Below are 21,303 nucleotides of genomic sequence, written 5' to 3'. Positions count from 1 at the left end.
ATTGCCAACGCCGCTTTTCACAGAAGGACATTGCTCATGAAGGCCAGACGTTTTGCCCGAATCCTGTCTCTGGCGCTGCTTGCCGCCGTCGGCAGCACCACAGCGGCACATGCGCAATCGAAGACGCTGACCATCTCCTGGTGGGGCTATAACGGCGAGAAGATGAATGCGAACATCATCACGCCGTTCAAGAAGATCTGCGGCTGCGAGATCGTGTTCGAGACCGGCAACAATGCCGACCGGCTCAACAAGCTGAAACTGCGCGATGGCAAGGGCGTCGATGTCATCTATCTTACCGACAGCTTCTCGCAGCTCGGCATCGAACAGGGACTGTTCCAGGAGATCGATGCGTCAAAGATCCCCAACCTCGCGGATATCTACGAGCTGGGCAAGGCGCCTCAGGGTAAATACGGCCCCGCCTATACGATCGGGCGCGTCGGCATCGTTTATGATTCCGCCAAGGTCAACCCGCCGATCACCGCCTGGGGCGACCTGTGGCGCGACGATCTGAAAAGCTCCGTCTCCTTGCCCGGAATCACCACTACGGCCGGCCCGCTGGTCGTTCTGGAAGCCGGCAAGCATGGCGGCGCAGATACCTATGAGGACACCGACAAGGCCTTCTCGGAAATCGAGGCACTGAAGCCCAATGTCGTCAAGAACTACAACACCGGCTCGGAGCTGGTGAACCTGATATCAACAGGCGAAGTGCGCGTTGCGCTGGCCCAGGACTTTACCCTGGCATCGATGCAGGCGGCCGTTCCGACGATGACATGGGCCAAGCTTACGGACGGCGATATCGCCACCCTGAACACCGTGAACATCCCGAAGGGTTCGGAAAATGTCGAACTCGCGCATCAGTTCATCAACTTCATCCTGTCCAAGGACGTCCAGCAGGCTGAAGCCGAACAAGGTGTCGATGCGCCGATCTCGACAAAGGTCAGCCTGACGCCGGACCAGGCGAAGATCTGGACCTATGGCCCGGATATGGTCGCCAGCCTCACCCGCATCGACTATGCCAAGATGAATGCTGCCAAGGCCGACTGGATCGACCGCTGGAACGAAGTCTTCGGTCAGTAAGGTGCCCGATATCCCGGCCTGACCTGAAGCCGGTTGACTGCCAGACATGGAAGCGCCGCACATTCGAATCCGAGATGCGGCGCCCTGATATCAGGACATGCCACGAGTTTTGAGATGAAGCATTTTGCCAGATGGGGATTGACGATGCCGGCGACGATTGCCGTCATTGTGCTTCTCATCATTCCCGTCGCCATCACCATTGCGGCGACGTTTGCGGAACCGAAGGGTGTGTTTGCTCCCTATGTGACGTTCTTCAACAGCGGTTTTCGGCGGGCGGTTCTCTATCGCACGTTGGAAATCGCCCTGATCACGACGGCGATTTCGCTCACCGTCGGTTTCATCACCGCCTATGTGATCGCGCAGATGCCCGGTCGCGCAAAGAGCGTCATGATCATCGCAGCGGTTTTTCCGCTGCTGACAGGTGTCGTCGTCCGGTCCTTCGCATGGCTGATCATTCTCGGAAAGAACGGCATTCTGAACGCCATGCTGATCTCGACCGGCATCCTCAGTGAACCGCTTTCGATGCTCTATACCGAAGGTTCGGTGATCGTTGCCATGGTCTATCTCTTCGTTCCCCTGATGATCCTGACGCTCGTCGGGGTGCTTGAAGGCATCCCGCGCGATCTGATCGATGCGGCCGCGTCGCTCGGCGCGAAACCGCTGATGACATTCTTTCAGGTGATCTTGCCGCTTGCGACACCCGGCCTCATCGTCGGCGCGGTCCTGGTCTTCACCGGCAGCTTCACCTCCTATGCGACACCGCAACTGCTCGGCGGAGAAAAGCAGATGATGATGGGAACATTCCTCTACCAGCGCGCCATGGTGACCTTCGATTGGGTCGGTGCATCGACGATTGCCGCCATCATGGTGGTGCTGACGCTCGGCGTCGTCCTCATCATGAGCCGCATCGCACGCGGGCTCAATCCGATGGCGGTGTGATGGACCGGCGCGTTCACCCGATCCTCGCGGCCTTTGCGGCCTGCGTTTTCTTCTTCCTGCTCGCACCGCTCGTCATTATCATCGGTGCGGCCGTCAGCGACACGACCTATCTGACCTTCCCGCCGCAGGGCCTGACATTGCGCTGGTTCGTCAATATCTTCCAGATCGAGGCCTTCCGCACGACCGCGATCACCAGCCTGCAGGTTGCCTTTCTCGGCACGGCGCTCTCCCTGCTGATTGGTGTCCCGGCAGCCTATGCGATCAACCGCTACCGGGTGGAATTGCCGCGCTGGCTTTCCACCATTTTCGTGCTGCCGATCCTGGTGCCGGAGATCGTCTTCGGCTTCTCGCTGATGAAATCGGTGACGATCGGCCTCGGACTGCCGATCTTTATCAGCCTGCTGGTCGGCCATGCCCTGCTGATCCTGCCCTATTCGGTGCGTGTCGTCGGCGCCAGCCTGGCGGCCTTCGATTTTTCCGTCGAGGAGGCGGCGATCAGCCTGGGTTGCCCGCCGCTGAAAACCTTCCTGACCGTGGTCCTGCCGAACATCCGCGCCGGGGTCATTGCCGCCTTCATCCTCGCCTTCATCACCTCGATCAACGACGTGTCGGTTTCGGTCTTCCTGACGGGGCCGGGCATCTCGACGCTGCCGATCCAGATCCTCGCGCATATGGAACAGTTCTTCGATCCGACGATCGCATCGGTCTCGGTGCTGCTGATGTTCGTGACAGTCGGCGTCATGGCCGTCGTCGAGGCCACGCTCGGCCTCACCTTCCTGACAAAGTAGAACGCTCTTGACCGTATCCCTCACCATCGATTCCATCTCCGCCCACTACGGCAGCACGCAGGTGCTCAAGGACCTGTCGATCTCAATCATGGCCGGGGAACTGGTCTCCTTGCTCGGCTCCAGCGGCTGCGGCAAGACGACGACATTGCGCCTCGTGGCCGGTTTTCTGCAACCGAGCAGCGGCAGCATCAAGCTCGGCGAGCGCGACCTGACCGGCCTTCCCGCACATGCGCGCGACATCGGCCTGGTCTTTCAGAACTACGCGCTTTTTCCTCACCTGAGCGTACAGGACAATGTCGCCTTCGGCCTGAGGCAGCGTCGTATTCCTCAGCCGGAACTGACGAAAAGAACGATGGCCATGCTGGAGCGTGTCGGCCTTTCCGCCCTCGCCGACCGCCTGCCGTCGGCTCTGTCAGGCGGTCAGAAACAGCGCGTGGCTCTCGCCCGGGCCTTGGTCATCGAGCCACCGCTTCTGATGTTCGACGAGCCGCTTTCCAATCTGGATGCAAAGCTCAGGATCGACATGCGCATCGAGATCAGGCAGCTCCAGCGCGCCAATGGCACGACATCACTTTACGTCACCCACGACCAGGAGGAGGCATTCTCGATCTCCGACAGAGTGGCGATCATGAATGCCGGGCGCATCATGCAGCTCGACGCGCCGGAGGTGCTGTATCGCCAGCCGGCCAACGCCTTCGTCGCCCGTTTCGTCGGCTTCGAGAACCTGATCCGTATGAAGGTGACCGCGCGCAACGGCGCGCTTGTGACCACCGAAACGACGGGCGGAGCCAGCCTGCAGCTGTCACAGGACACATTCGGGCCGATCAAGGATGACTTCGTGCTGGCCTGCCGCGCAGACGGTCTTGCCGTCAGCCGTGACGGCGATGGCATCGCGGCCGTGCTCGGCACGCGCACCTATCTCGGCCGGGCCTATCAGTACAAATGCATGACATCAGCGGGAGAGATCACCGCCAATGGGGCGTTGTCCGATCCGATGGAACCAGGGGCGTCCGCGGTGCTGACGCCTCTAGCAGAGCAATGCTGCATTCTCGATCCGGAAGATTGAAACGCTGAGGAGAGACGATGAATAGTGCCATGGACCAAGATATCGATGCCGTTCTCGCCTATGTGGACAAAAGCCTCGATGGCAGCTTGGCGCGGCTGTTCGAGCTGATCCGCATTCCGAGCATCTCGACCGACCCGGCCTATCACGATCACTGCCGCGCCGCTGCCGAATGGCTGAGCCGGGATCTGGCTGCCATCGGCTTCGAAGCATCGGTGCGCAAAACGACTGGCCATCCAATGGTCGTCGCCCATGAAAAGGCGGCATCCGGACCGCATCTGCTGTTTTACGGCCATTACGATGTCCAGCCGGTCGATCCGCTGGCGCTGTGGACGAGCGATCCGTTCGAGCCGCGCATGGAAGCCTTGCCGAACGGCGATACCGCGATCGTGGCGCGCGGCGCGTCCGACGACAAGGGACAGTTGATGACTTTCGTCGAAGCCTGTCGCGCCTGGAGGAGCGTCACCGGAAAACTGCCGGTGCAGATAAGCGTGCTGTTCGAAGGCGAGGAAGAGGCCGGCAGCCCGAGCCTCGCACCCTTTCTGGATGCCACGGCAGACGAGTTGAAGGCCGATGCGGTTTTCGTCTGCGACACGGATATGTGGGATCGCGAAACGCCTGCCGTCACGACGATGCTGCGCGGTATCTTTAGTACGGAAATCGAGGTCATCTGCGCCGATCAAGACCTGCATTCCGGCATGTTCGGCAATGCCGCGCGCAATCCGCTGCAGGTGCTGTCAGACGTGGTTTCGAGCCTGCGGCGCGCCGATGGCGGCGTCGCGGTCGAGGGTTTTTATGATGGCGTCAAAGAGCTCCCGGACGCCATCAAGGCGCTGTGGAAAAGGCTGCCCTTCGATGAGGCGGCCTTTCTCGGCGATATCGGCCTCAGAGATCCGGCCGGCGAGGCAGGCCGTTCCGTCCTCGAACAGATCTGGGCGCGGCCGAGCTGCGAGATCAACGGCATGAGCGGCGGCTATACGGGCGAAGGCTTCAAGACGGTCATTCCGGCCAAGGCGAGCGCCAAGATTTCGTTTCGCCTGGTGGAAGGACAGGATCCCCAGGCGATCCGCGATGCCTTCCAGCGGCACGTGCGCGCATGTATCCCTCAGGATTGTTCGGTCAGCTTCAGGGATTACGGGCTCTCGCCGGCAACGGTCATGCCGATCGACAGTCCGTTTCTCACCAGAACGCTTCAGGCGCTTTCGACAGAATGGCAATGCGAAGCGGCCCTTGCCGGCACCGGAGGCTCGATCCCCATCATCGGGGAATTCAAACGCCGGCTCGGATGCGATGCCCTGCTGGTCGGCTTCGCCCGCTTCGACAACGGCGTCCATAGCCCGAACGAAAAATACGATCTCTCCAGCTTTCATAAAGGCATACGATCCTGGGTCCGCATCCTGGCGGCCCTCGCCGACTGACGCGAGTGTGCCGCGCCGGGCAGCTTTTCGGGCGCTGTAACACTTTGAATTGCTGCATTATGCAGTAGGCTATGGCGCAGCAAGCGCCCCACATTACCATCGATACCGAGGCAGTAGAGACCACCGATGACGATAACCGCTCCCCGCGATTTCCTGAAAGGCCTGTTCGACGCGGCGGTTCGCGCCGCCGATCCGCTGACCGGCATCAAGGCGCATCTGCCTGAAAGGCCGAAGGGAAGGACCGTGGTGATCGGCGCCGGCAAGGGCGCGGCGCAGATGGCGCGGGCACTCGAAAGCGTCTGGGACGGACCGCTCGAAGGTGTGGTGGTCACCCGTTACGGTTATGGCTGCGAGACACGCGGCATCGAGATCATCGAGGCAGCGCATCCGGTGCCGGATGCGGCTGGCCTTGCCGCCGCAAAGCGGCTGATGGAGACGGTGAACGGGCTGACGGAAGACGATCTGGTGATCGCGCTGATCTGCGGCGGCGGCTCGGCGCTGCTGCCTGCCCCACCGGACGGGCTGACCCTTGAAGACGAGATCGCGCTCAACGAAATGCTGCTTGCGTCTGGCGCGCCGATTTCGGCGATGAATGTCGTGCGCAAACATCTCTCCACCATCAAGGGCGGAAGACTTGCGGCAGCGACCGAAGCGAGAGTCGTCAGTCTGATCGTCTCCGATATTCCCGGCGACAACCCGGCCCATGTCGCCTCCGGGCCGACAGTGCCTGATGGTTCGACACGACATGATGCGCTCGAGATCATCAGGCAATACGGATTACAGCTGCCGCAGGCAGCACTCGACCATCTGAACTCGCCGAAGGCCGATGCACCGCGGCCGGATGATCCGGTCTTCTTGCGCCACGCGCATCACATCATCGCCTCCGCCGGCGTTTCGCTGGCGGCGGCCGCTGCCCTGGCGACGTCGCAGGGGATCGAGCCGGCGATCCTTTCCGATGCGATCGAGGGAGAATCGCGCGACGTGGCGCTGGTGCATGCGGCCATCGCCCGCGAAGTGTCGGGCCGGAATAGACCGTTTCCGAAGCCGGTCGTCATCCTTTCCGGCGGCGAGACGACGGTGACGCTGAGAACCAAGGGTGGCAAGGGCGGACGCAACGGCGAATTCGCGCTCGCCATGGCGCTTGCGATCGACGGACAGGAGGGCATTCATGTCCTCGCTGCCGACACCGACGGCATCGACGGCTCGCAGGATAATGCCGGCGCCTTTGCCGATGGCGGCACGGTGAGGCGCTTGCGCGCCGCCGGGCTCGATCCGCGCCGGCTGCTCGACGGCAATGACAGCTATTCGGGCTTTGCGGCCACCGGCGATCTCTTCGAAACCGGCCCGACCGGAACCAATGTCAATGATTTCAGGGCGATCCTGATCCGTTAGAGCAATTTCAGGAAAAGTGCGAAGCGGTTTTCCGTCCGGAATTGCGTAAAACAAAAGCAGCCGCCCGCTACGCGCGGCGCTGGCGGATCAGGTCTCGATCCGCCCCTGCCCGACCAGCCAACCCACGGATTCCTGCACCGCCTGCAGGGAGGTGTATCTCGGAGTGTAACCGAGCAGGCGTTTGGCTTTGGCGATCGAGCAATTCGGGCTGCGGGCAATATGTTCCCAGGTCGCCTTCGCATCCTCAGCCGTCTGATTTTCGGCCCAGGCGTCGAATGGGGCGAAGCTGAGCTTCGGCTCGTGCCCGAACCAGCGAGACATGGATTCGGCATAACCGCGAAGGGTCAATGCCTGCTCCGAAACCGCGTGGAAACTTTCGCCGGTCGACGCATTCCAGTTGGCGATCGCATCCATGAACATCGCCGCCACGTCGTCGGCATGGACGTGATGAACGGTCTCCAAGCCGAAATGGGGCAGCGCCAGGGTCTCTCCGCGGGCAAGGGTTGAAAAGGCCCGCAGGTTGAAATTGCCGGCCGGATTGAGCGGCGTCCAGCCGGGACCGACAATGTGCCCGGGATGGATGATGGTTGCCGGAAATCCGCGAAGCCTTGCCTGCTGCAGCAGATAGGTTTCGATTGCCGCCTTCTGCGTCCCGTAGTCGCCGAAGGGAAATTTCGGCGTCTCCTCCAGCGTGGGTACGACCGTCGAATGGCCATGCGTCCAGATCGTGCCGGTATGCAGGAAGTGACCGACATGCCCCGACAGCGCCGTCACCAGATGCTCTGCACTTTCCAGCGTGAAGCAAATCATGTCGATGACGATGTCGGCTTCCAATGTACGCACGGCCGGGCCGAAATCACCCGTCCGCTCCATGGCTGCCCGATCCATCTGACGCTGATCGACGGCAGCCCAGGCGTGGTTTGCCGTATAAGGCTTTGCCGTGCCGCGGCTGATCGTGACGACGTCGTGACCGGCTTCCACCAGACGCGGAACGAGATAGGTTCCGACATGGCCCGTTGCTCCGATTACCAAAACCCGCATCATCGTTCCTCCCTTGGCATTTCCGTGTTGAATATGCTGCGCTTGGGTGATCCTGCAAGGAGACTTTTCGTGATCAAGGGACTGGACAGGCCCGCTATCGATTCTTGAAAACCAGACAGGTGCCGCCGTGTTTGCGGATCTGGTTGCAGAGGTCGTTGGCTTCCATGCGCGTCTGCCGGCCGATGCGAACAGCATAACGCGGCCGAAAACCGAAGCTGCGATCGCGCTGGCGCAGGATCAGCGGCTGCTCCGCATTCAGGGGCGCAGGCAGATCCTGCACGGCATCGAGAAACATGCGCCGGGCGACCGCGACATTTGCATTCGCCGCAAGCTGGACGCCCCAGGGCGCCCATTCACCCTCCTGACGCCAGGGCGTGTCCTTCAACGTCCGTCGCTCCGCAAGCGCCACGCAGCCATCGAGGAAGGACTTGTCCTTGTCGAGCGGGGCGGCCGCATCTTCCGGTGGATTATCCTTCCATTCCTCGACCGTATGCGCGGTGATCGCCATGACGTAGCCACGCGTCTCGTAAGGTAATCTGCCTGACGTCAGGTAAGTGGCAAGGCCGTTTTCACCGGCATTATAGGCGGCGGCGGCAAGGCCGAGATTGCCGAAACGATTGCGCAATTCGTCGAGATACTGCGCCGATTTCCGTAGGGCTTCCAACACCTGGTAGCTGTCTTCGAGACCGCGCAGTTTGGCCGTTCCGGGCATGAACTGCGCAATCCCCTGGGCTCCCTTGAAGCTGACTGCATCGGGGCGAAAGGTGCTTTCTCGCCAGATGAGACGGGCGAAATAATCCGCCGGCAATTGGTTGGCGCTGGCGAAATGCTCGATCGCGACGCAAAGGTCGTAGTTGAAACTGTCTTTCCGGATGCAGAGCGTCTCACCCGATCCCGCCGCCGAAGGTCCCGAATACAAGCAGGCCGGCGACCCGGCGCTCCCTTCAGGCTGGGCCTTTATTGTGTCCACGGCCGGAAACAGAAGACAGAGCGAAAGCATGGCCTTCGTCGATCTCCTCGCAATGTCGGACTGACGCTTTCGACGTATCATCGGATCTCGGCGGGTTCGAACTTCCATCGCGACGCTGGATTTTAGATACCATTGATGAAGGCGCGACGCCTCCCCCATTTCCATACCTGCACCCGAATTGGTGCCGGGGACGGTCACAGGTTTCTAATTTCGCTACCGATTTTGGAACAAACATATTCGACCTGCCATGGTCGTAGCGTCATCCTGTTTGCCAGGAAATCCCGAGCGAACGAGGATAAGCAGATGATTGATCTCCACTACTGGCCGACGCCGAACGGCAAGAAGGTTTCGATCTTCCTGGAGGAAACGGGCACGCCCTACCGGCTGGTGCCGGTTAATATCGGCCGTGGCGACCAGTTCAAGCCTGATTATCTCAAACTCAACCCCAATCACCGCATGCCTGCCATCGTCGATCACGCGCCTGCCGACGGCGGCGGTCCGTTGAGCGTCTTCGAATCCGGCGCGATCCTCTTCTACCTCGCCGAGAAGACCGGAAAATTCTGGCCGCAGGATCTGCGCGGCAAATACGAGGTCACGCAATGGGTGATCTGGCAGATGGCGAACCAAGGGCCGAAACTCGGCGAGGCCGGTCATTTCCGTCGCCTTGGCGATCGCGAAGGCGATCAGTCCTATGCGGTGCGACGTTTCACCGACGAAGCCAACCGCCTCTACGGCGTTCTCAACATGCGGCTTCGCGACCGGCGCTACCTTGCCGGTGACGAATTCACCATCGCCGACATCGTCAGCTATCCCTGGACCGTCAACTGGCAGGCACAGGGTCAGGACATCGACGAGTTCAAGCATTTCAAGCGATGGTTCGAGGAGGTCGGCGCAAGGCCCGGCGTCCAGCGCGGCCTTGCGGTCGGCGCCGATCTCGGCACCGACAACAGCAAGCTCTCCGAAGAGGAACAGGCGCGCATCCGCAAGATCCTCTACAACCAGCGCGCCCTTCCCGTTCCGGATTGAGCACCGGCCCAGATGCCTTGGCGGTCGCAAAAGCTCTTGCACCTGCATCGCGACCAAGGATAACCATATGGTGACAACCGAGCCGGCAGTCAGCCCGAGGCCGGTTCCGGTTTCGCGGCGTTGCAAACCACCTGCCCGAGGGGCCAGGCGGCTTGGGCAGCAGCTGGCGTTGCGACTTGGGGTGTGACGAGCAATGGCAAGACCTGTAATCGGCATCATCGGGAACGCCCGCATCGTCGAAAGCCGCTTCTCGACCCAGCTTGTCGGAGAAAACAATATGCGAGCCGTGGCCGATGTCGCCGAAGCGTTACCGCTGATGTTTGCCGGCAATCCTAAACTGGCCGATATCGCGGATCTGCTGGCTGTCGTCGACGGCATTCTGCTGACGGGTGCCAGAGCCAATGTCCATCCCAGCCGATTCAACATGGTGCCGGATCCCAAGCATGAGCCATATGATGAGGATCGTGACGGGCTGGCGCTGCCATTGATCGAAGCCTGTGTTGCGCAAGGCGTTCCTGTTTTCGGCATATGCCGCGGTTTTCAGGAAATGAATGTCGCCGCCGGCGGCTCGCTGCATCCCGAAATCCGGGAATTGCCCGGACGCATGAACCACCGAATGCCGCGCCTGGAAACAGGTGAGATCCATCCCGACCCAGCCATCGTTTTCGGCGATCGACACGACGTTCAGCTCGTTGCGGATGGGATGTTTGCGCGCATCCTCGGTCGGGAGACGATCCGGGTGAATTCCCTGCATGGACAGGGCATCCTCGCACTCGGCGAGAGGGTCGTTGCCGAAGGCATTGCCGAGGACGGGACGATCGAGGCGATACGGTTCAAGGACGCGCCGGGATTTGCTTTGGGTGTGCAATGGCATGCCGAATACGATCCGCAAACCAACCCTGTTAATCGTGCGCTGTTTCAGGCATTCGGCGATGCGGTGAGAGCCCATAAAGCCATCGCTTAGTCTGATCAGAAAAAAGCCGCCGCGAAGTGTTTCGCGGCGGCTTGGGGAAGGCTTGAAAGCAGTCGTCAAGCCGTCGGCTGCTTGGTCTTTCTGAGATAGGGCAGAACCGTATCGAAGGAACCGAAACGCGTGATCGCGTCTTCGTTGGAAACCGCGGCGGTGATGATGACGTCCTCGCCCTGGTTCCAGTTCGCCGGTGTCGCCACCTGGTGCTTGGCCGTCAGCTGGATGGAATCGATGGCGCGCAGGATCTCATTGAAATTGCGGCCCGTCGTCATCGGATAGGTCAGGATCAGCTTGATCTTCTTATCGGGACCGATGATGAAGACCGAACGCACCGTCGCATTGTCGGCAGGCGTGCGGCCTTCCGAGCTCTCGCCGGCGCCGGCCGGCAGCATGTCGTAGAGCTTGGCGACCTTGAGGTCCTTGTCACCGATCAAAGGATATTCGACGTCGAAGCCGGTGGCGGTCTTGATGTCGTTCTTCCACTTGGCATGGCTTTCCACGGGATCGACGGAGATGCCGATGATCTTGGCGCCGCGCTTGGAAAACTCCCCTGCAAGGCCGGCCATGGCGCCGAGTTCGGTCGTGCAAACCGGCGTGAAATTCTTTGGATGCGAGAACAATACGGCCCAGCCGTTGCCGATCCAATCATGGAAGCTGATCGGTCCCTGTGTGGTGTCGGCAGTGAAATCGGGGGCAATGTCGTTGATACGTAAACTCATGGTCGGCCCTCCAAAGCCTGATGTTGAATGTCGTTAATGCAGATCGTCGTCATGGGAGCCGCCTACCGGATCATTCAAAAGTCCGGGTCGTGACGGCTGAGAACAGAAAGCCTCCCATCCCAAGATTTTCGTCGCATTTCTTTAAGCCATATACCACGAGAACCGAAGGCATGCTCTTTCGATTTTGCCTCCTGCTCCGGCATTATTTTTCCGGAAGGCCGGCGCGGTGAAAAGACCGATTTTTTGCCATCGGTTCCCGTCAACCTGCTGAAGTAACCGCCTGCCCTTGGCTCAGGCTGCCTGAACGGATTTGATCTTGTCGATGCCGCCGACGATTGGCGCGAAGTCGGCCCATACGCCCTGCGCGCCCTTCTGCCATTCGTCGAAGGCCTCCGGCTGCAAGAGCTTTCCGCCATGGCCAAGGGCCGTCTCGACGGATTTGGATTCGTCGTCGACGATCAACTGGTTGAAATAGGCAGCCCCTTCGCTGGAAGCCTGCTGGAATACCGCCTTCTGCTCGTCGTTAAGGCCGGCCCAGAAGGTCGAGGCATAATAGATGACGCCTGACGCCCAGATGTGGCCGGTCTCGGTCATGTCTGGCACGACCTCGTAGAGCTTGAAGCCGGCATAGGCCGATTTGGTCAGATCCATCGCGTCGGCGACACCAGTTGCGAGCGCATTATAAGTCTCGGTGATCGGAATGCCGATCGGCGTCGTGCCGAATGCGCTCCAGAGCTTGGTGTGCAGCGGGCTCTGGATGACACGAATGCGCTTGCCCTTGAGCTGCTCTGGCCGCGTCACTGGTTCCTTGGTCAGGAGATGGCGGGCGCCGTAATTGATGAAATCGCCGACGACGAAATTCTGCGCCTGCAGTTTCTGCTTGAGATCGGCGCCGACATCGCCGGCGACGGTTTTGCGGACATGGTCGGCATCGCGGAAGAGAAAGGGCAGATCGAGGATCTGCAGCTCGGGCGCCCAGCCGGAGAGCGACGAGACCGTGGAAAGGCTGGCCTGGATGGAACCGAGACGCACGCCTTCGGCCACCTCCTTCTCGCCGCCGAGCGCACCGTTCCTGACAATATTGAACTTGAACTGGCCGGGAAGCTTCGCTTCGACCAATTCGCCGATCTTCACCCAGATTTTCGTTTCCGGCTTGTCGTCGCCGAGCAGCGAAGCGATCGTGATCGTCGTCGTGCGGGCGGCAGCCGTGCGGACGAAGACGGGTGCCGTAAGCGCCGTTCCGGCGAGAGCTGTGGTCTTCAGGAAATTGCGTCGGGTGAGATTGTCCATGGGATTGTCCTGTTTACGAGAAGATAATGGCCCAGACGCAGAGGATTGCGAGCGAGACCAGGAGAGCGAGCAGATAGGGAATCACCGCCCGAAAGAGCTCCGAGGCGGGAACGCGCGTAACGCCGCTGACGACGAAGATCAGCATGCCAAGCGGCGGCGTCAGTCCGTGGATCATCAGGTTGACGACGATGATCACCCCGAACTGAATGGGATCGATGCCGGCGGCAACCGCTGCCGGCAGCAGGATCGGACCGAAGAGCAGGATCGCGGCGCCGATGTCGAGAACCAGGCCAACGACCAGCAGGATGACGTTCGACAGCAGGATGACCGCTAGCGCGCTGCCGCCGAGCGCCGTCGTCAGATGCGAGATCAGCCCCGACACGTCGTCGACCGCCAGCAGGAAGGCAAAGGGGCCGGCTGTGCCGATGAGGAGACCGATCGCCGCCGCTTCAACGGCCGCCTGGCGAAAGGCGGCATAGAGCGAGAGAATGCCGAGCCGCGCACCGATGCCGAGTAGCAACGTGTAGAAAGCAGCAACAGCGGCGGCTTCGGTGGTGGTGACGATACCGATGCGGATGCCAACGACAATGATGACGCCGAGCCCGAAAGCCGGAATCGCCTGGACCGCCGATTGCCAGCGCTGTTTCGCATTTGCGCGCGGCAAAGGCACCTGCTCACGCACGGTCAGATGGATAGCGACCGCCAGGCATATGGCCATCAGGCCGCCGGCAAAGAAGCCGCCGACGAGCAGCGAGCCGACCGAAAGATTGGTGGCCGTCGCAAGAATGAGAAAGGCGATCGACGGCGGGATGACATTGTCGAGAACCGATGTCGAGGCAATGATCGCCGCTGCCTGCGCCTTGGGATAGCCGTGCTTGACCAGCTCGGGCTGGAAGGTCGATGCGCCGAAAGCGGCATTTGCGACCGACGAGCCGGAGGCGCCGGAAAATAGGACGCTGGTGAGCAGTGTCGTCTGCGCCAGTCCGGCACGGCGATGGCCGACCATGGCGGCGGCGAAGCGCACGAGTTGGTTGGCGACTCCGGAGGCTGTCAGCAGGCCACCGGCGAGCAGGAAGAAGGGAATGGCGAGCAGCAGGAACTTCGAGATGCCGGTGACGGTCGCGGAAACGATCGCCGGCTCAGGCAGGCTGCTGCCGAAGGCGATGACGACATAGGCTGCGGCAAGAAAGGCGTGCGGCAGCGGCGCAGCAAGCACGAGGCCGACCGCGGCGATCAGTCCGAGAAAAATGCTCGGCGGCCAGTCGAGATCGAGCGCGACATGCGGAATGCCGGCATAGAGCGCGACGCCGACGGCAAGCGAGAGAAAAACCGCCAGGATCTTGCCTTCCGCGATGCGCTGCAGAAGCAGCACGACGAGGATCAGCGCGCCGCCGACGCCGAGGAAACCGAAGCGGATCCATTCCGGTACGCCGAGCGTCGGCGAGACGCCGCCAAGCATCGTCATGATCTCGCTGCCGCCGAAGCTCAGGATCAGCGCCGAAAGCACGGTGAACACATCGGCGCCGATCGGCGTGACCTTCTGCAGGCTCTCCGGCAGCATCTTGACGAAGACGTCGAGGCGCATGGCAAGCGCGCTGTTGAGGCTAAGCGGCGCGCCGAGCGCGATCAGGCCCACATGCAGCCAGATGCCGAGATCCTCGGCGCCGATGAAGCCGGCGCTGAAGAAATAACGCAGGCAGACGGTGACCAGCACCATGAAGAGCAGCACCGCGAGAACGAGTGCCGCCGCAATGCCGAGAACCGCTTCGACCACCCTCAAGGCGCGCGCGGCAAGTCCGTCATCCAGAGCAGTCCGTTCGATCGGATGAAATTCGCTGGTGGCCACAAAACGTACCTTCTGACTTCCCTGCTGACATCGAGCCGCGGCAGCTCCTTTTCGCCGAAACGATAGGTTTCCTCAAGCAGCGGATGCTGGAAAAGATGAAAGTATCGACAACGGCCGATCAGGCCGGCTTCTGGCGGCCATAGAGCAGGAGCATGCCGATGATGACGGCGCCGTAGATGAGCTGGCGGCCGGCCTCCTCGATCTGCATCACCGAGAGGATGGATTGCAGCAGCGTGATCAGGATGACGCCCGCAACCGTTCCGAGGTAGGAACCCTTGCCGCCGAGCACATGCGTGCCACCGAGAACGACGGCCGCGATCGACGGCAGCAGATAGGCGTCGCCCATGGACTGCGATGCCTTCGACGCATAACCTGCCAACAGAACGCCGCCGAGCGCGCTCAACCCTCCTGAGATGACGAAGGCCAGAAGCGTGATCCGGCGGGTGTCGATACCGGACATGTAAGCGGCGCGCTCGCGGTTTCCGATGGCGTAAACGGATCGGCCGAAGGTCGTGCGCGTCAACATGAAGACCGCAGCCAAGCCGACGCAGAGCCAGACGAGAACGCCGTTCGGAAGTCCCGGAATGGTGTAGCCGGTGGCCAGGAACCGCATGGCCGGCGAGGCCGAATCTTGCGGGGAGAAGCCGCCGGTGTAGACGACCATCAGTCCTTGCGCGACGGCATTGGTCGCCAGCGTGATGATCATCGAGGGAATGCGGAGATAGGCGACCGCCAGGCCGTTGACAAGACCGATCGCAGCGCCGCAGAAAATGCCGAAAGGGATCGCCAGAACCGAGCCGGTCGTGCCGTAAGCGGTCGCGGCGCAGGCCATCATCGCGCCTGACGTCACCACCCAAGGCACGGACAGGTCGATCTGGCCGAGCAGGATGACCGCCATCATGCCGGTGGCGATGACGCCGAGAAACGAGGCCACCTTCAGCTGCTGCAGCAGATAATCCGGCGACAGGAAATTCGGCGAATAGATCGATCCGGCGAGCAGAAGCAGAATGATGCATCCGAAGGCGGTCGCCACCGCCGGATCGATGCCGCGCAGGCGCGTGGGAATTCGAAGCTGCCGCATGGAGGATGCGTCCTCGCTCATTGAAACCACTCCAATCGATTGCGGACCCTGGAAAGACCGATGCAGCCGATGCCGATCGCCAGCATCAAAACCACACCCTGGAACAGCGGCTGCCAAAGCGGATCGAAATCGAAGACGAAGAGCAGGTCGCCGATCGTACGAAAGGCCAAAGCTCCGAAGACAGCGCCGACGGCGCTTCCCTTGCCCCCCGCAAGGGAAACGCCGCCGAGCACCACCGCCGCGATCGAATAGAGCGTGTAGGCGTTGCCGCTCGCAAACGCCGCTTCGCCGGTATAGGAGAAAAAGGTGAGATAAAGCCCGCCGATCGCCGACAGTAGTCCGCCCAGCGCATAGGCCGTCAATTTCGCCCGCTTGACGGGCATTGCCGACATATAGGCGGCGTTCTCAGCCGACCCCACCGCATAGGCCGCCCTGCCGATCGCCGAGCGGCTGAACGGCACCCAGATGACGACAATCACGGCGAGAAGCACGACGAGGCTTGCCGGAACGACTCCTAGGAGTTTCGAGGTAAAGGCATCGGCCAGATCCTCGTTGACAGAACCGCCGGGTGTCGGTCGCAGCAGGAGCGCCAGCCCGTAGAAGATCGCGCTGGTCGCGATCGTCGCCACGATAGGCTGCAGCCGGCCGAAGATGATGATGAGCCCGTTCAGCATGCCGCAGCCGAGCCCGGCGAGCAGCACGACGACGACACCCGCTCCAGTTTGTAACGGCGTGCCAACGACCAGCCAGGATGCAAGGCAATTGCAGAGCACAAGAACCATGCCGGCTGAGAGATCGATGCCGGCGGTGATGACGACCAAGCACTGCGCCATGGCGACGAAGGCGAGCAGCGTCGCCTTGTTCGAAGCCGTCTGCACGACGTTAGGCGTGAAGCCCGCCGGGTGGTTCGAGACGTAGAGGGCGAACATGGCGACGAAGAGGAGTGCTGCAAACAGCGTTCCCTTCTGCTGCGCATACCAGAACCGCCGGTCGCCGGAAGCATGCTTGTTCATGGGGCAATCCTTTGCGCTACGTGGTCGCCGGCGATGTTGAGAGCTGCGCCGATCAGTTCGTGCTCGTTGATCTCGGCGCCTTCGAGCTCGCGGATGATGCGGCCGTCATACATGACGAGCACGCGGTCGCAGCAGCCGATCAGTTCATCGTAGTCGGTGGAATAGAAGATGATCGCCGCGCCCGCATCGGCAAGCTTGTGCAGCAGCAGATAGATTTCCTGCTTGGTGCCGACGTCGATGCCGCGCGTCGGATCGTTGAGCAGGATGATACGCGGCCGGTTCATCAACCATTTGGCGATAACCACCTTCTGCTGGTTACCGCCGGATAGTGCGGCAACGGGCATGTCGATCGTCGCGGCCTTGATCGCCAACAGCTTGAACAGATCGTCGATCTCGCGTCGTTCGGCCGCCCGATCGATGACGCCGTTGCGCGAGACGCGGTCGAGGGCTGCAATCGATAGGTTCTCGCGCACCGTCATCGGCAGCATCAGCCCCTCGGTCTTCCGGTCCTCGGGGATCAGCGCCATGGATATGCCGCCGGACTTGGCATCACGGGGGCTTTTCAGCGTCACCGGCCTGCCGTCGATCGCGACTTCGCCCTTCACGTCGCGCAGCACGCCGAAGAGGGCCAGCAGCAATTCGCGCTGCCCCTGCCCGTCTAGCCCGCCGACGCCGATGATCTCGCCGGGCCTGATATCGAATGTGATGCCAGAAAGCCGGTCACCCCAGGAAAGGTCGAGGCAGGAAAGGACCGGTTTTTGCTCTCCGCGGCGGGCCGGCTTCGGCGGAAAGACATTGCTGTATTCGCGGCCGATCATCAGTTCAACCACCTGCTGGTCGGTCTTCGTGCTGGCCGGATAGGATTCGATGCTGCGGCCGTTGCGGAAGACCGTGCACTCATCCGCCAGCTGGGCAATTTCGTGCATGCGGTGGGAGATGTAGATCAGCGCCATTCCCTCGGCGCGCAGGCGCTTCAACACGGCAAAGACCTTTTCGACATCCGATTGCGTCAGCGCCGAGGTCGCCTCGTCGAGGATCATCAGCCGTGGCTTGCGGGCAAGCGCCTTGGCAATCTCGACCATCTGCCGCCGGGACAGGGGTAGATCCTTGACCAAGGCGGACGGATGAATGTCGGAGGCACCGGCGCGCGCCAGCGCTTCCTCGGCGATCCGCCGTTGCCGGCGCCGGTCTATCATGCCGAATCTCAGCGGCGGATTGCTGATGACGATGTTGTCGGCGACGGAGAGGTCGGGGATCAGCGAAAGCTCCTGGAAGACGCAGACGATGCCCGCCGCATTGGCGGCGGCCGGCGAGGCGAAGGCGATCTCCTTGCCGTCGAGCAGCATGCGTCCTTCATCTGGCGCCACGACACCCGCCATGATCTTGATCAGCGTCGATTTGCCGGCGCCGTTCTCGCCAAGGACGGCATGGATCGCTCCCGGCCGGATGGCGATATCAGCATCCTTAAGCGCGACAGCACCGCCATAGCGTTTCGATATGCCTTCCGTGCGGAAAAGCGGTTCGGACAAGGTCATGCGTCCAGCCTCCATTCGGTGTATCACCTTCGAGATTGCGGGTGCAAACACCCGCAATCAGATCCGGAGGACGGCTGCTATTGGTTCTCTTTGGACTGCCCCATGATTTCCTGAGCGCTGAAATTGATTCCGCAGGTGGGGAAGGAATTGCCTACGAAGAAGTTGTCGGACTGGGTGGGATAGTAATCCTCACCTTCCTTGAAATCAGGATCCGAAACAATCGCGGTCGGCAGCTTGACGGCCTGCGGCACGACCTGACCCTCGAGTGCTGCGATCGCCGTCTTGATGGCGACGGCGACCTGGGCCGGGCCAGTGCCGGCGGACGAGCACTTCAGGCCGTCGGCGGCATGGGCAGCGCAGAATTTGCGGAAGCCATTTTCCGTCTCACCGCCGAAGGGCACGAAGGGATGTTTGGCATCGATCATCGCCTGCACGACGCCGGTATCGCCGCCCTGCGCAGTGATGCCATCGAACGGGCCGTTGGTGGCGATCGCGTCAGCCGTCGCCTTCTGGGCAACACCGTCGTCCCATTTTCCGACGACCTCGGTTACCGTGAACTTCTTGCCCGAGGCGTCCAGGGTTTCGTGGATGCCGTTGTGGCGATCCGTATCGACCGACGTACCGGCGACGCCACGCACTTCCAGCACCTTGCCCCCGCTCGGCAGATGTTTCACCAGCCAGTCGGCCCAGAGGACGCCGAGACCCTTCTGGTCGACGTTGACGTTGATCGCGTCCTTGGTATCGAGGATGTTGTCGAAGGCGACGAGAATGACACCGGCCTCCTTGGCGCGCTTGATCACCGGCCCGAAAGCTGTCGGGTTCTGCGCATTGACTACGATGGCATCATAACCGGCATCGATGAAGTTGTTGATGGCGGAAATCTGCGCCGGCACATCCTCGCCTGTCGAGACGACCTTGAACTCCTTCAGCTTGGCTGCGACGTCGGGCTGGGCGGCGTAGGCCTTGGCTGTCTGCACCATCTGGATTCGCCAGGTATTGGCGATGTAACCGTTGGCAAGCGCGATGCGATAGGGGCCGTCCTTCTTTGGATATTGCAGGAACTGCGTGTCGGCGGCCCAAGGCACCATGCAGCCGGGCTCGGCGGCCGGGCCGGACACGACCTTCGGTTCCGCGCTGGCCGCGCCGCAGAGCAGGGCAAGCGCGGACACGGAAAACGCGGCAATGCGAGCCAATTTGGCTTCTTTCACCTTAAACATGAATGTTCTCCTCCTCAGGCGGACCGAGCCGCCTCTCCTATGCTTTGATTTGCACTTGGTCCCGGAAGGCTCCACCCGTCCCTTTCCGGTACAATTTTAGGTTAACATAGTTGACAGCGCTGTCAAATTGTATCTTCTAGCGCTGTCAACTACAGCAATGAGCAAATATTCTCTATTTTTAAAGAATATGACAATCAATATTCTGGGACGAATGGCGGGACTTGCATGCGGCGGATAACACTTGATGACGTGGCAAATCTTGCCGGGGTCAGCCCGATCACGGTTTCGAGGGTGCTGCGCAAGCCCGATGCGGTCTCGCCAGGCCTGCGGCTGCGCGTCGATGCCGCCGTCAAGGAACTCGGCTATGTGCCGAATATTGCCGCGAGCCGCCTCGCCTCCTCGCGCACGCATGCGATCGGCGTCATCGTTCCGACCCTCTACAACGTTATCTTCGCGGAATATCTGTTTGCGCTTCACGAGGTGCTGGTCGCCGCCGGCTTCCAGGTGATCGTCGTCAACAGCCGCTATTCCGAGATCGAGGAGGAAAACGCCATCAAGGCATTACTCGGGCAAAGGGTGGAGGCGATCATCATCGCCGGCACTCATCACACGCCGCTCTCGCGTCAGCTTCTCGCCAAGGCTCGTCTGCCCGTTGTCGAGACCTTCGAGCTTTCTCCAAACCCGATCGACCTCAACATCGGCATGTCGCAGGAGCATGCCGGGCAGACGGCGACGCAGCACCTGATCGAACGGGGTTTCCGCCGGATCGCCTTCCTGACCGGCAATCTCGACCACCGCGCCCAGTCGCGTTTCGACGGCTACCGGCTGGCGATGCAGGAGGCGGAACTGCTGAATCTGGAGATCATCGCCGAGAGGCCACGCCATAGCTACGTGGCACTCGGCTCCGACCTCTTCGCCATGACGCATGAACGTGGCGACGTGCCAGAGGCGATCTTCTGCACTGACGACAATCTGGCGCTCGGTGCCATGCAGGAATGCCGCAAACGCGGCATCCGTGTGCCCGATGACATCTCGATCATCGGATTTCACGACCTGGAATTCGCCGCCTGCGCCGCACCCTCCCTCTCCTCGATCGCGACTAGGCGTTTCGAAACCGGAAAACTCGCGGCCGAAAGGGTGCTTGCCGCGTTGAATTCCTCCGTGGTATCGAGGTCCGAGCAGATCGACCTCGGCTTTGCCTTGATTCCGCGCGAAAGCACGGCGATCTGATCATATATTGTGCATACTTAGTTTTTGCACACTTATCAGGCTGGCGCGCTTGCCAAAATTGCTGCAGTGCGTCATGAATAGAACAATGACGCATCTCGATCTGACAATTCTGGTGATCGACGAAAATGCCATTCGCGCCTCCATCATCGAAGAAGGACTGCGCGAGGCAGGGCATACGCGCGTCACCGTGGTCCATGAGGTCAATGGCATCGCGCGAATCATCGAAACGCTGATGCCCGACGTGATCATCATCGATATCGAGAATCCCAACCGCGACATGATGGAGCATCTGTTCCAGCTGACGCGCACGGTCAGCCGCCCGATCGCCATGTTCGTCGATCGCTCCGACACAGCCTCGATCGAGGCAGCTGTCGATGCCGGGGTCTCGGCCTATATCGTCGACGGATTGAAGAAGGAACGCGTCAAACCAATCCTCGACATGGCCGTCAGCCGCTTCAATGCCTTCAACCGCCTACGGCGGGAGCTTGCCGATGCCCGCTCCGCGCTCGAGGAACGCAAGCTCATCGAGCGCGCCAAGGGCATATTGATGAAGATGCGCGGCCTGTCGGAGGAAGAGGCTTTCGCCCTGCTGCGCCAGACAGCGATGAACGAAAAGAAGAAGATGTCGGAAATCGCCCAGAGCGTCGTCACTGCCGCGGGGCTGTTGATGTAATGGCCGACCTGATGA

19 protein-coding genes are annotated in these 21,303 nt (G+C 61.2%); 10 read left to right on the top strand and 9 right to left on the bottom strand.

What is annotated here, in order from left to right; all coding sequences use genetic code 11:
• The first annotated feature begins 36 nt into the window (after positions 1-36).
• The 6 genes from ACIPSK_RS02365 (at position 37) to ACIPSK_RS02340 (ending at position 6,677) form a co-directional block, all read left to right on the top strand.
• Entirely contained in the window at positions 37-1,077 is a 1,041-nt protein-coding gene (locus ACIPSK_RS02365; RefSeq protein WP_017964018.1) for an ABC transporter substrate-binding protein, read from the top strand.
• 114 nt (positions 1,078-1,191) lie between these two features.
• Complete coding sequence (locus ACIPSK_RS02360) at positions 1,192-2,016, top strand: ABC transporter permease (RefSeq protein WP_162118450.1); 825 nt, start codon at positions 1,192-1,194, stop codon at positions 2,014-2,016.
• The gene (locus tag ACIPSK_RS02355) at positions 2,013-2,804 is read left to right on the top strand and encodes an ABC transporter permease (RefSeq protein ID WP_065279702.1); all 792 of its coding nucleotides are present in this window, start codon (positions 2,013-2,015) and stop codon (positions 2,802-2,804) included. The genes ACIPSK_RS02360 and ACIPSK_RS02355 overlap by 4 nt, the downstream gene beginning before the upstream one ends.
• A 7-nt stretch (positions 2,805-2,811) precedes the next feature.
• Entirely contained in the window at positions 2,812-3,870 is a 1,059-nt protein-coding gene (locus ACIPSK_RS02350) for an ABC transporter ATP-binding protein (protein WP_162118449.1), read from the top strand.
• Between the two features lie 17 nt (positions 3,871-3,887).
• Complete coding sequence (locus ACIPSK_RS02345) at positions 3,888-5,285, top strand: dipeptidase (protein WP_162118448.1); 1,398 nt, start codon at positions 3,888-3,890, stop codon at positions 5,283-5,285.
• Positions 5,286-5,411: 126 nt separating this feature from the next.
• Positions 5,412-6,677: a glycerate kinase type-2 family protein gene (locus ACIPSK_RS02340; RefSeq protein ID WP_162118447.1), complete on the top strand. Its 1,266-nt coding sequence runs from the start codon at positions 5,412-5,414 to the stop codon at positions 6,675-6,677.
• Positions 6,678-6,764: 87 nt separating this feature from the next.
• On the opposite strand, the gene ACIPSK_RS02335 is transcribed toward ACIPSK_RS02340, so the two are convergent.
• On the bottom strand, positions 6,765-7,721 hold the full coding sequence (locus tag ACIPSK_RS02335) for an NAD-dependent epimerase/dehydratase family protein (protein WP_210254213.1): 957 nt from the start codon (positions 7,719-7,721) through the stop codon (positions 6,765-6,767).
• A 91-nt stretch (positions 7,722-7,812) separates the two neighbouring features.
• On the bottom strand, positions 7,813-8,796 hold the full coding sequence (locus ACIPSK_RS02330) for a lytic transglycosylase domain-containing protein (RefSeq protein WP_210254212.1): 984 nt from the start codon (positions 8,794-8,796) through the stop codon (positions 7,813-7,815).
• Between the two features lie 195 nt (positions 8,797-8,991).
• On the opposite strand from ACIPSK_RS02330, the gene ACIPSK_RS02325 reads away from it, so the two are divergent.
• Positions 8,992-9,714, top strand: coding sequence for a glutathione binding-like protein (locus ACIPSK_RS02325; protein ID WP_162118444.1), 723 nt, complete (start codon positions 8,992-8,994; stop codon positions 9,712-9,714).
• Between the two features lie 193 nt (positions 9,715-9,907).
• Positions 9,908-10,678, top strand: a complete 771-nt coding sequence (locus ACIPSK_RS02320) for a gamma-glutamyl-gamma-aminobutyrate hydrolase family protein (RefSeq protein ID WP_162118443.1) — start codon at positions 9,908-9,910, stop codon at positions 10,676-10,678.
• Between the two features lie 65 nt (positions 10,679-10,743).
• Here ACIPSK_RS02320 and ACIPSK_RS02315 read toward each other — a convergent pair whose 3' ends face one another.
• The 7 genes from ACIPSK_RS02315 to ACIPSK_RS02285 form a co-directional block, all read right to left on the bottom strand.
• Positions 10,744-11,403: a peroxiredoxin gene (locus tag ACIPSK_RS02315; protein WP_017964008.1), complete on the bottom strand. Its 660-nt coding sequence runs from the start codon at positions 11,401-11,403 to the stop codon at positions 10,744-10,746.
• 291 nt (positions 11,404-11,694) lie between these two features.
• A complete protein-coding gene (locus ACIPSK_RS02310) occupies positions 11,695-12,693 on the bottom strand; it encodes a TRAP transporter substrate-binding protein (RefSeq protein WP_162118442.1) in 999 nt (332 codons plus the stop codon).
• A 13-nt stretch (positions 12,694-12,706) separates the two neighbouring features.
• A complete protein-coding gene (locus ACIPSK_RS02305) occupies positions 12,707-14,539 on the bottom strand; it encodes a TRAP transporter large permease subunit (protein WP_162118441.1) in 1,833 nt (610 codons plus the stop codon).
• 118 nt (positions 14,540-14,657) lie between these two features.
• The gene (locus tag ACIPSK_RS02300; RefSeq protein WP_162118440.1) at positions 14,658-15,641 is read right to left on the bottom strand and encodes an ABC transporter permease; all 984 of its coding nucleotides are present in this window, start codon (positions 15,639-15,641) and stop codon (positions 14,658-14,660) included.
• A complete protein-coding gene (locus ACIPSK_RS02295) occupies positions 15,638-16,633 on the bottom strand; it encodes an ABC transporter permease (protein ID WP_162118439.1) in 996 nt (331 codons plus the stop codon). The genes ACIPSK_RS02300 and ACIPSK_RS02295 overlap by 4 nt, the downstream gene beginning before the upstream one ends.
• Complete coding sequence (locus ACIPSK_RS02290) at positions 16,630-18,168, bottom strand: sugar ABC transporter ATP-binding protein (RefSeq protein WP_162118438.1); 1,539 nt, start codon at positions 18,166-18,168, stop codon at positions 16,630-16,632. Before ACIPSK_RS02290 ends, ACIPSK_RS02295 begins: the two co-directional genes overlap by 4 nt.
• Positions 18,169-18,245: 77 nt before the next feature.
• A complete protein-coding gene (locus ACIPSK_RS02285) occupies positions 18,246-19,385 on the bottom strand; it encodes a sugar ABC transporter substrate-binding protein (protein ID WP_162118437.1) in 1,140 nt (379 codons plus the stop codon).
• Positions 19,386-19,610: 225 nt separating this feature from the next.
• Between ACIPSK_RS02285 and ACIPSK_RS02280 the strand changes: the two genes are divergently transcribed.
• A complete protein-coding gene (locus ACIPSK_RS02280) occupies positions 19,611-20,615 on the top strand; it encodes a LacI family DNA-binding transcriptional regulator (protein ID WP_162118436.1) in 1,005 nt (334 codons plus the stop codon).
• Between the two features lie 85 nt (positions 20,616-20,700).
• Positions 20,701-21,288, top strand: a complete 588-nt coding sequence (locus ACIPSK_RS02275; RefSeq protein ID WP_162118469.1) for an ANTAR domain-containing response regulator — start codon at positions 20,701-20,703, stop codon at positions 21,286-21,288.
• Positions 21,289-21,303 lie beyond the last annotated feature (15 nt).

Source organism: Rhizobium sp. LARHSG275 (assembly GCF_052871115.1).
Note: the sequence above shows the minus strand (reverse complement) of the source record. Positions and strands in the feature narration are given on the sequence as shown.

What these genes read in the sequence shown, in the direction of transcription:
- ACIPSK_RS02325 (WP_162118444.1), top strand. Translation starts at nt 8,992, where the DNA reads ATGATTGATCTCCACTACTGGCCGACGCCGAACGGCAAGAAGGTTTCG.
- ACIPSK_RS02295 (WP_162118439.1), bottom strand. Translation starts at nt 16,633, where the DNA reads ATGAACAAGCATGCTTCCGGCGACCGGCGGTTCTGGTATGCGCAGCAG.
- ACIPSK_RS02320 (WP_162118443.1), top strand. Translation starts at nt 9,908, where the DNA reads ATGGCAAGACCTGTAATCGGCATCATCGGGAACGCCCGCATCGTCGAA.
- ACIPSK_RS02310 (WP_162118442.1), bottom strand. Translation starts at nt 12,693, where the DNA reads ATGGACAATCTCACCCGACGCAATTTCCTGAAGACCACAGCTCTCGCC.
- ACIPSK_RS02330 (WP_210254212.1), bottom strand. Translation starts at nt 8,796, where the DNA reads ATGGAAGTTCGAACCCGCCGAGATCCGATGATACGTCGAAAGCGTCAG.
- ACIPSK_RS02365 (WP_017964018.1), top strand. Translation starts at nt 37, where the DNA reads ATGAAGGCCAGACGTTTTGCCCGAATCCTGTCTCTGGCGCTGCTTGCC.
- ACIPSK_RS02345 (WP_162118448.1), top strand. Translation starts at nt 3,888, where the DNA reads ATGAATAGTGCCATGGACCAAGATATCGATGCCGTTCTCGCCTATGTG.
- ACIPSK_RS02290 (WP_162118438.1), bottom strand. Translation starts at nt 18,168, where the DNA reads ATGACCTTGTCCGAACCGCTTTTCCGCACGGAAGGCATATCGAAACGC.
- ACIPSK_RS02335 (WP_210254213.1), bottom strand. Translation starts at nt 7,721, where the DNA reads ATGATGCGGGTTTTGGTAATCGGAGCAACGGGCCATGTCGGAACCTAT.
- ACIPSK_RS02300 (WP_162118440.1), bottom strand. Translation starts at nt 15,641, where the DNA reads ATGAGCGAGGACGCATCCTCCATGCGGCAGCTTCGAATTCCCACGCGC.
- ACIPSK_RS02315 (WP_017964008.1), bottom strand. Translation starts at nt 11,403, where the DNA reads ATGAGTTTACGTATCAACGACATTGCCCCCGATTTCACTGCCGACACC.
- ACIPSK_RS02285 (WP_162118437.1), bottom strand. Translation starts at nt 19,385, where the DNA reads ATGTTTAAGGTGAAAGAAGCCAAATTGGCTCGCATTGCCGCGTTTTCC.
- ACIPSK_RS02280 (WP_162118436.1), top strand. Translation starts at nt 19,611, where the DNA reads ATGCGGCGGATAACACTTGATGACGTGGCAAATCTTGCCGGGGTCAGC.
- ACIPSK_RS02275 (WP_162118469.1), top strand. Translation starts at nt 20,701, where the DNA reads ATGACGCATCTCGATCTGACAATTCTGGTGATCGACGAAAATGCCATT.
- ACIPSK_RS02360 (WP_162118450.1), top strand. Translation starts at nt 1,192, where the DNA reads ATGAAGCATTTTGCCAGATGGGGATTGACGATGCCGGCGACGATTGCC.
- ACIPSK_RS02340 (WP_162118447.1), top strand. Translation starts at nt 5,412, where the DNA reads ATGACGATAACCGCTCCCCGCGATTTCCTGAAAGGCCTGTTCGACGCG.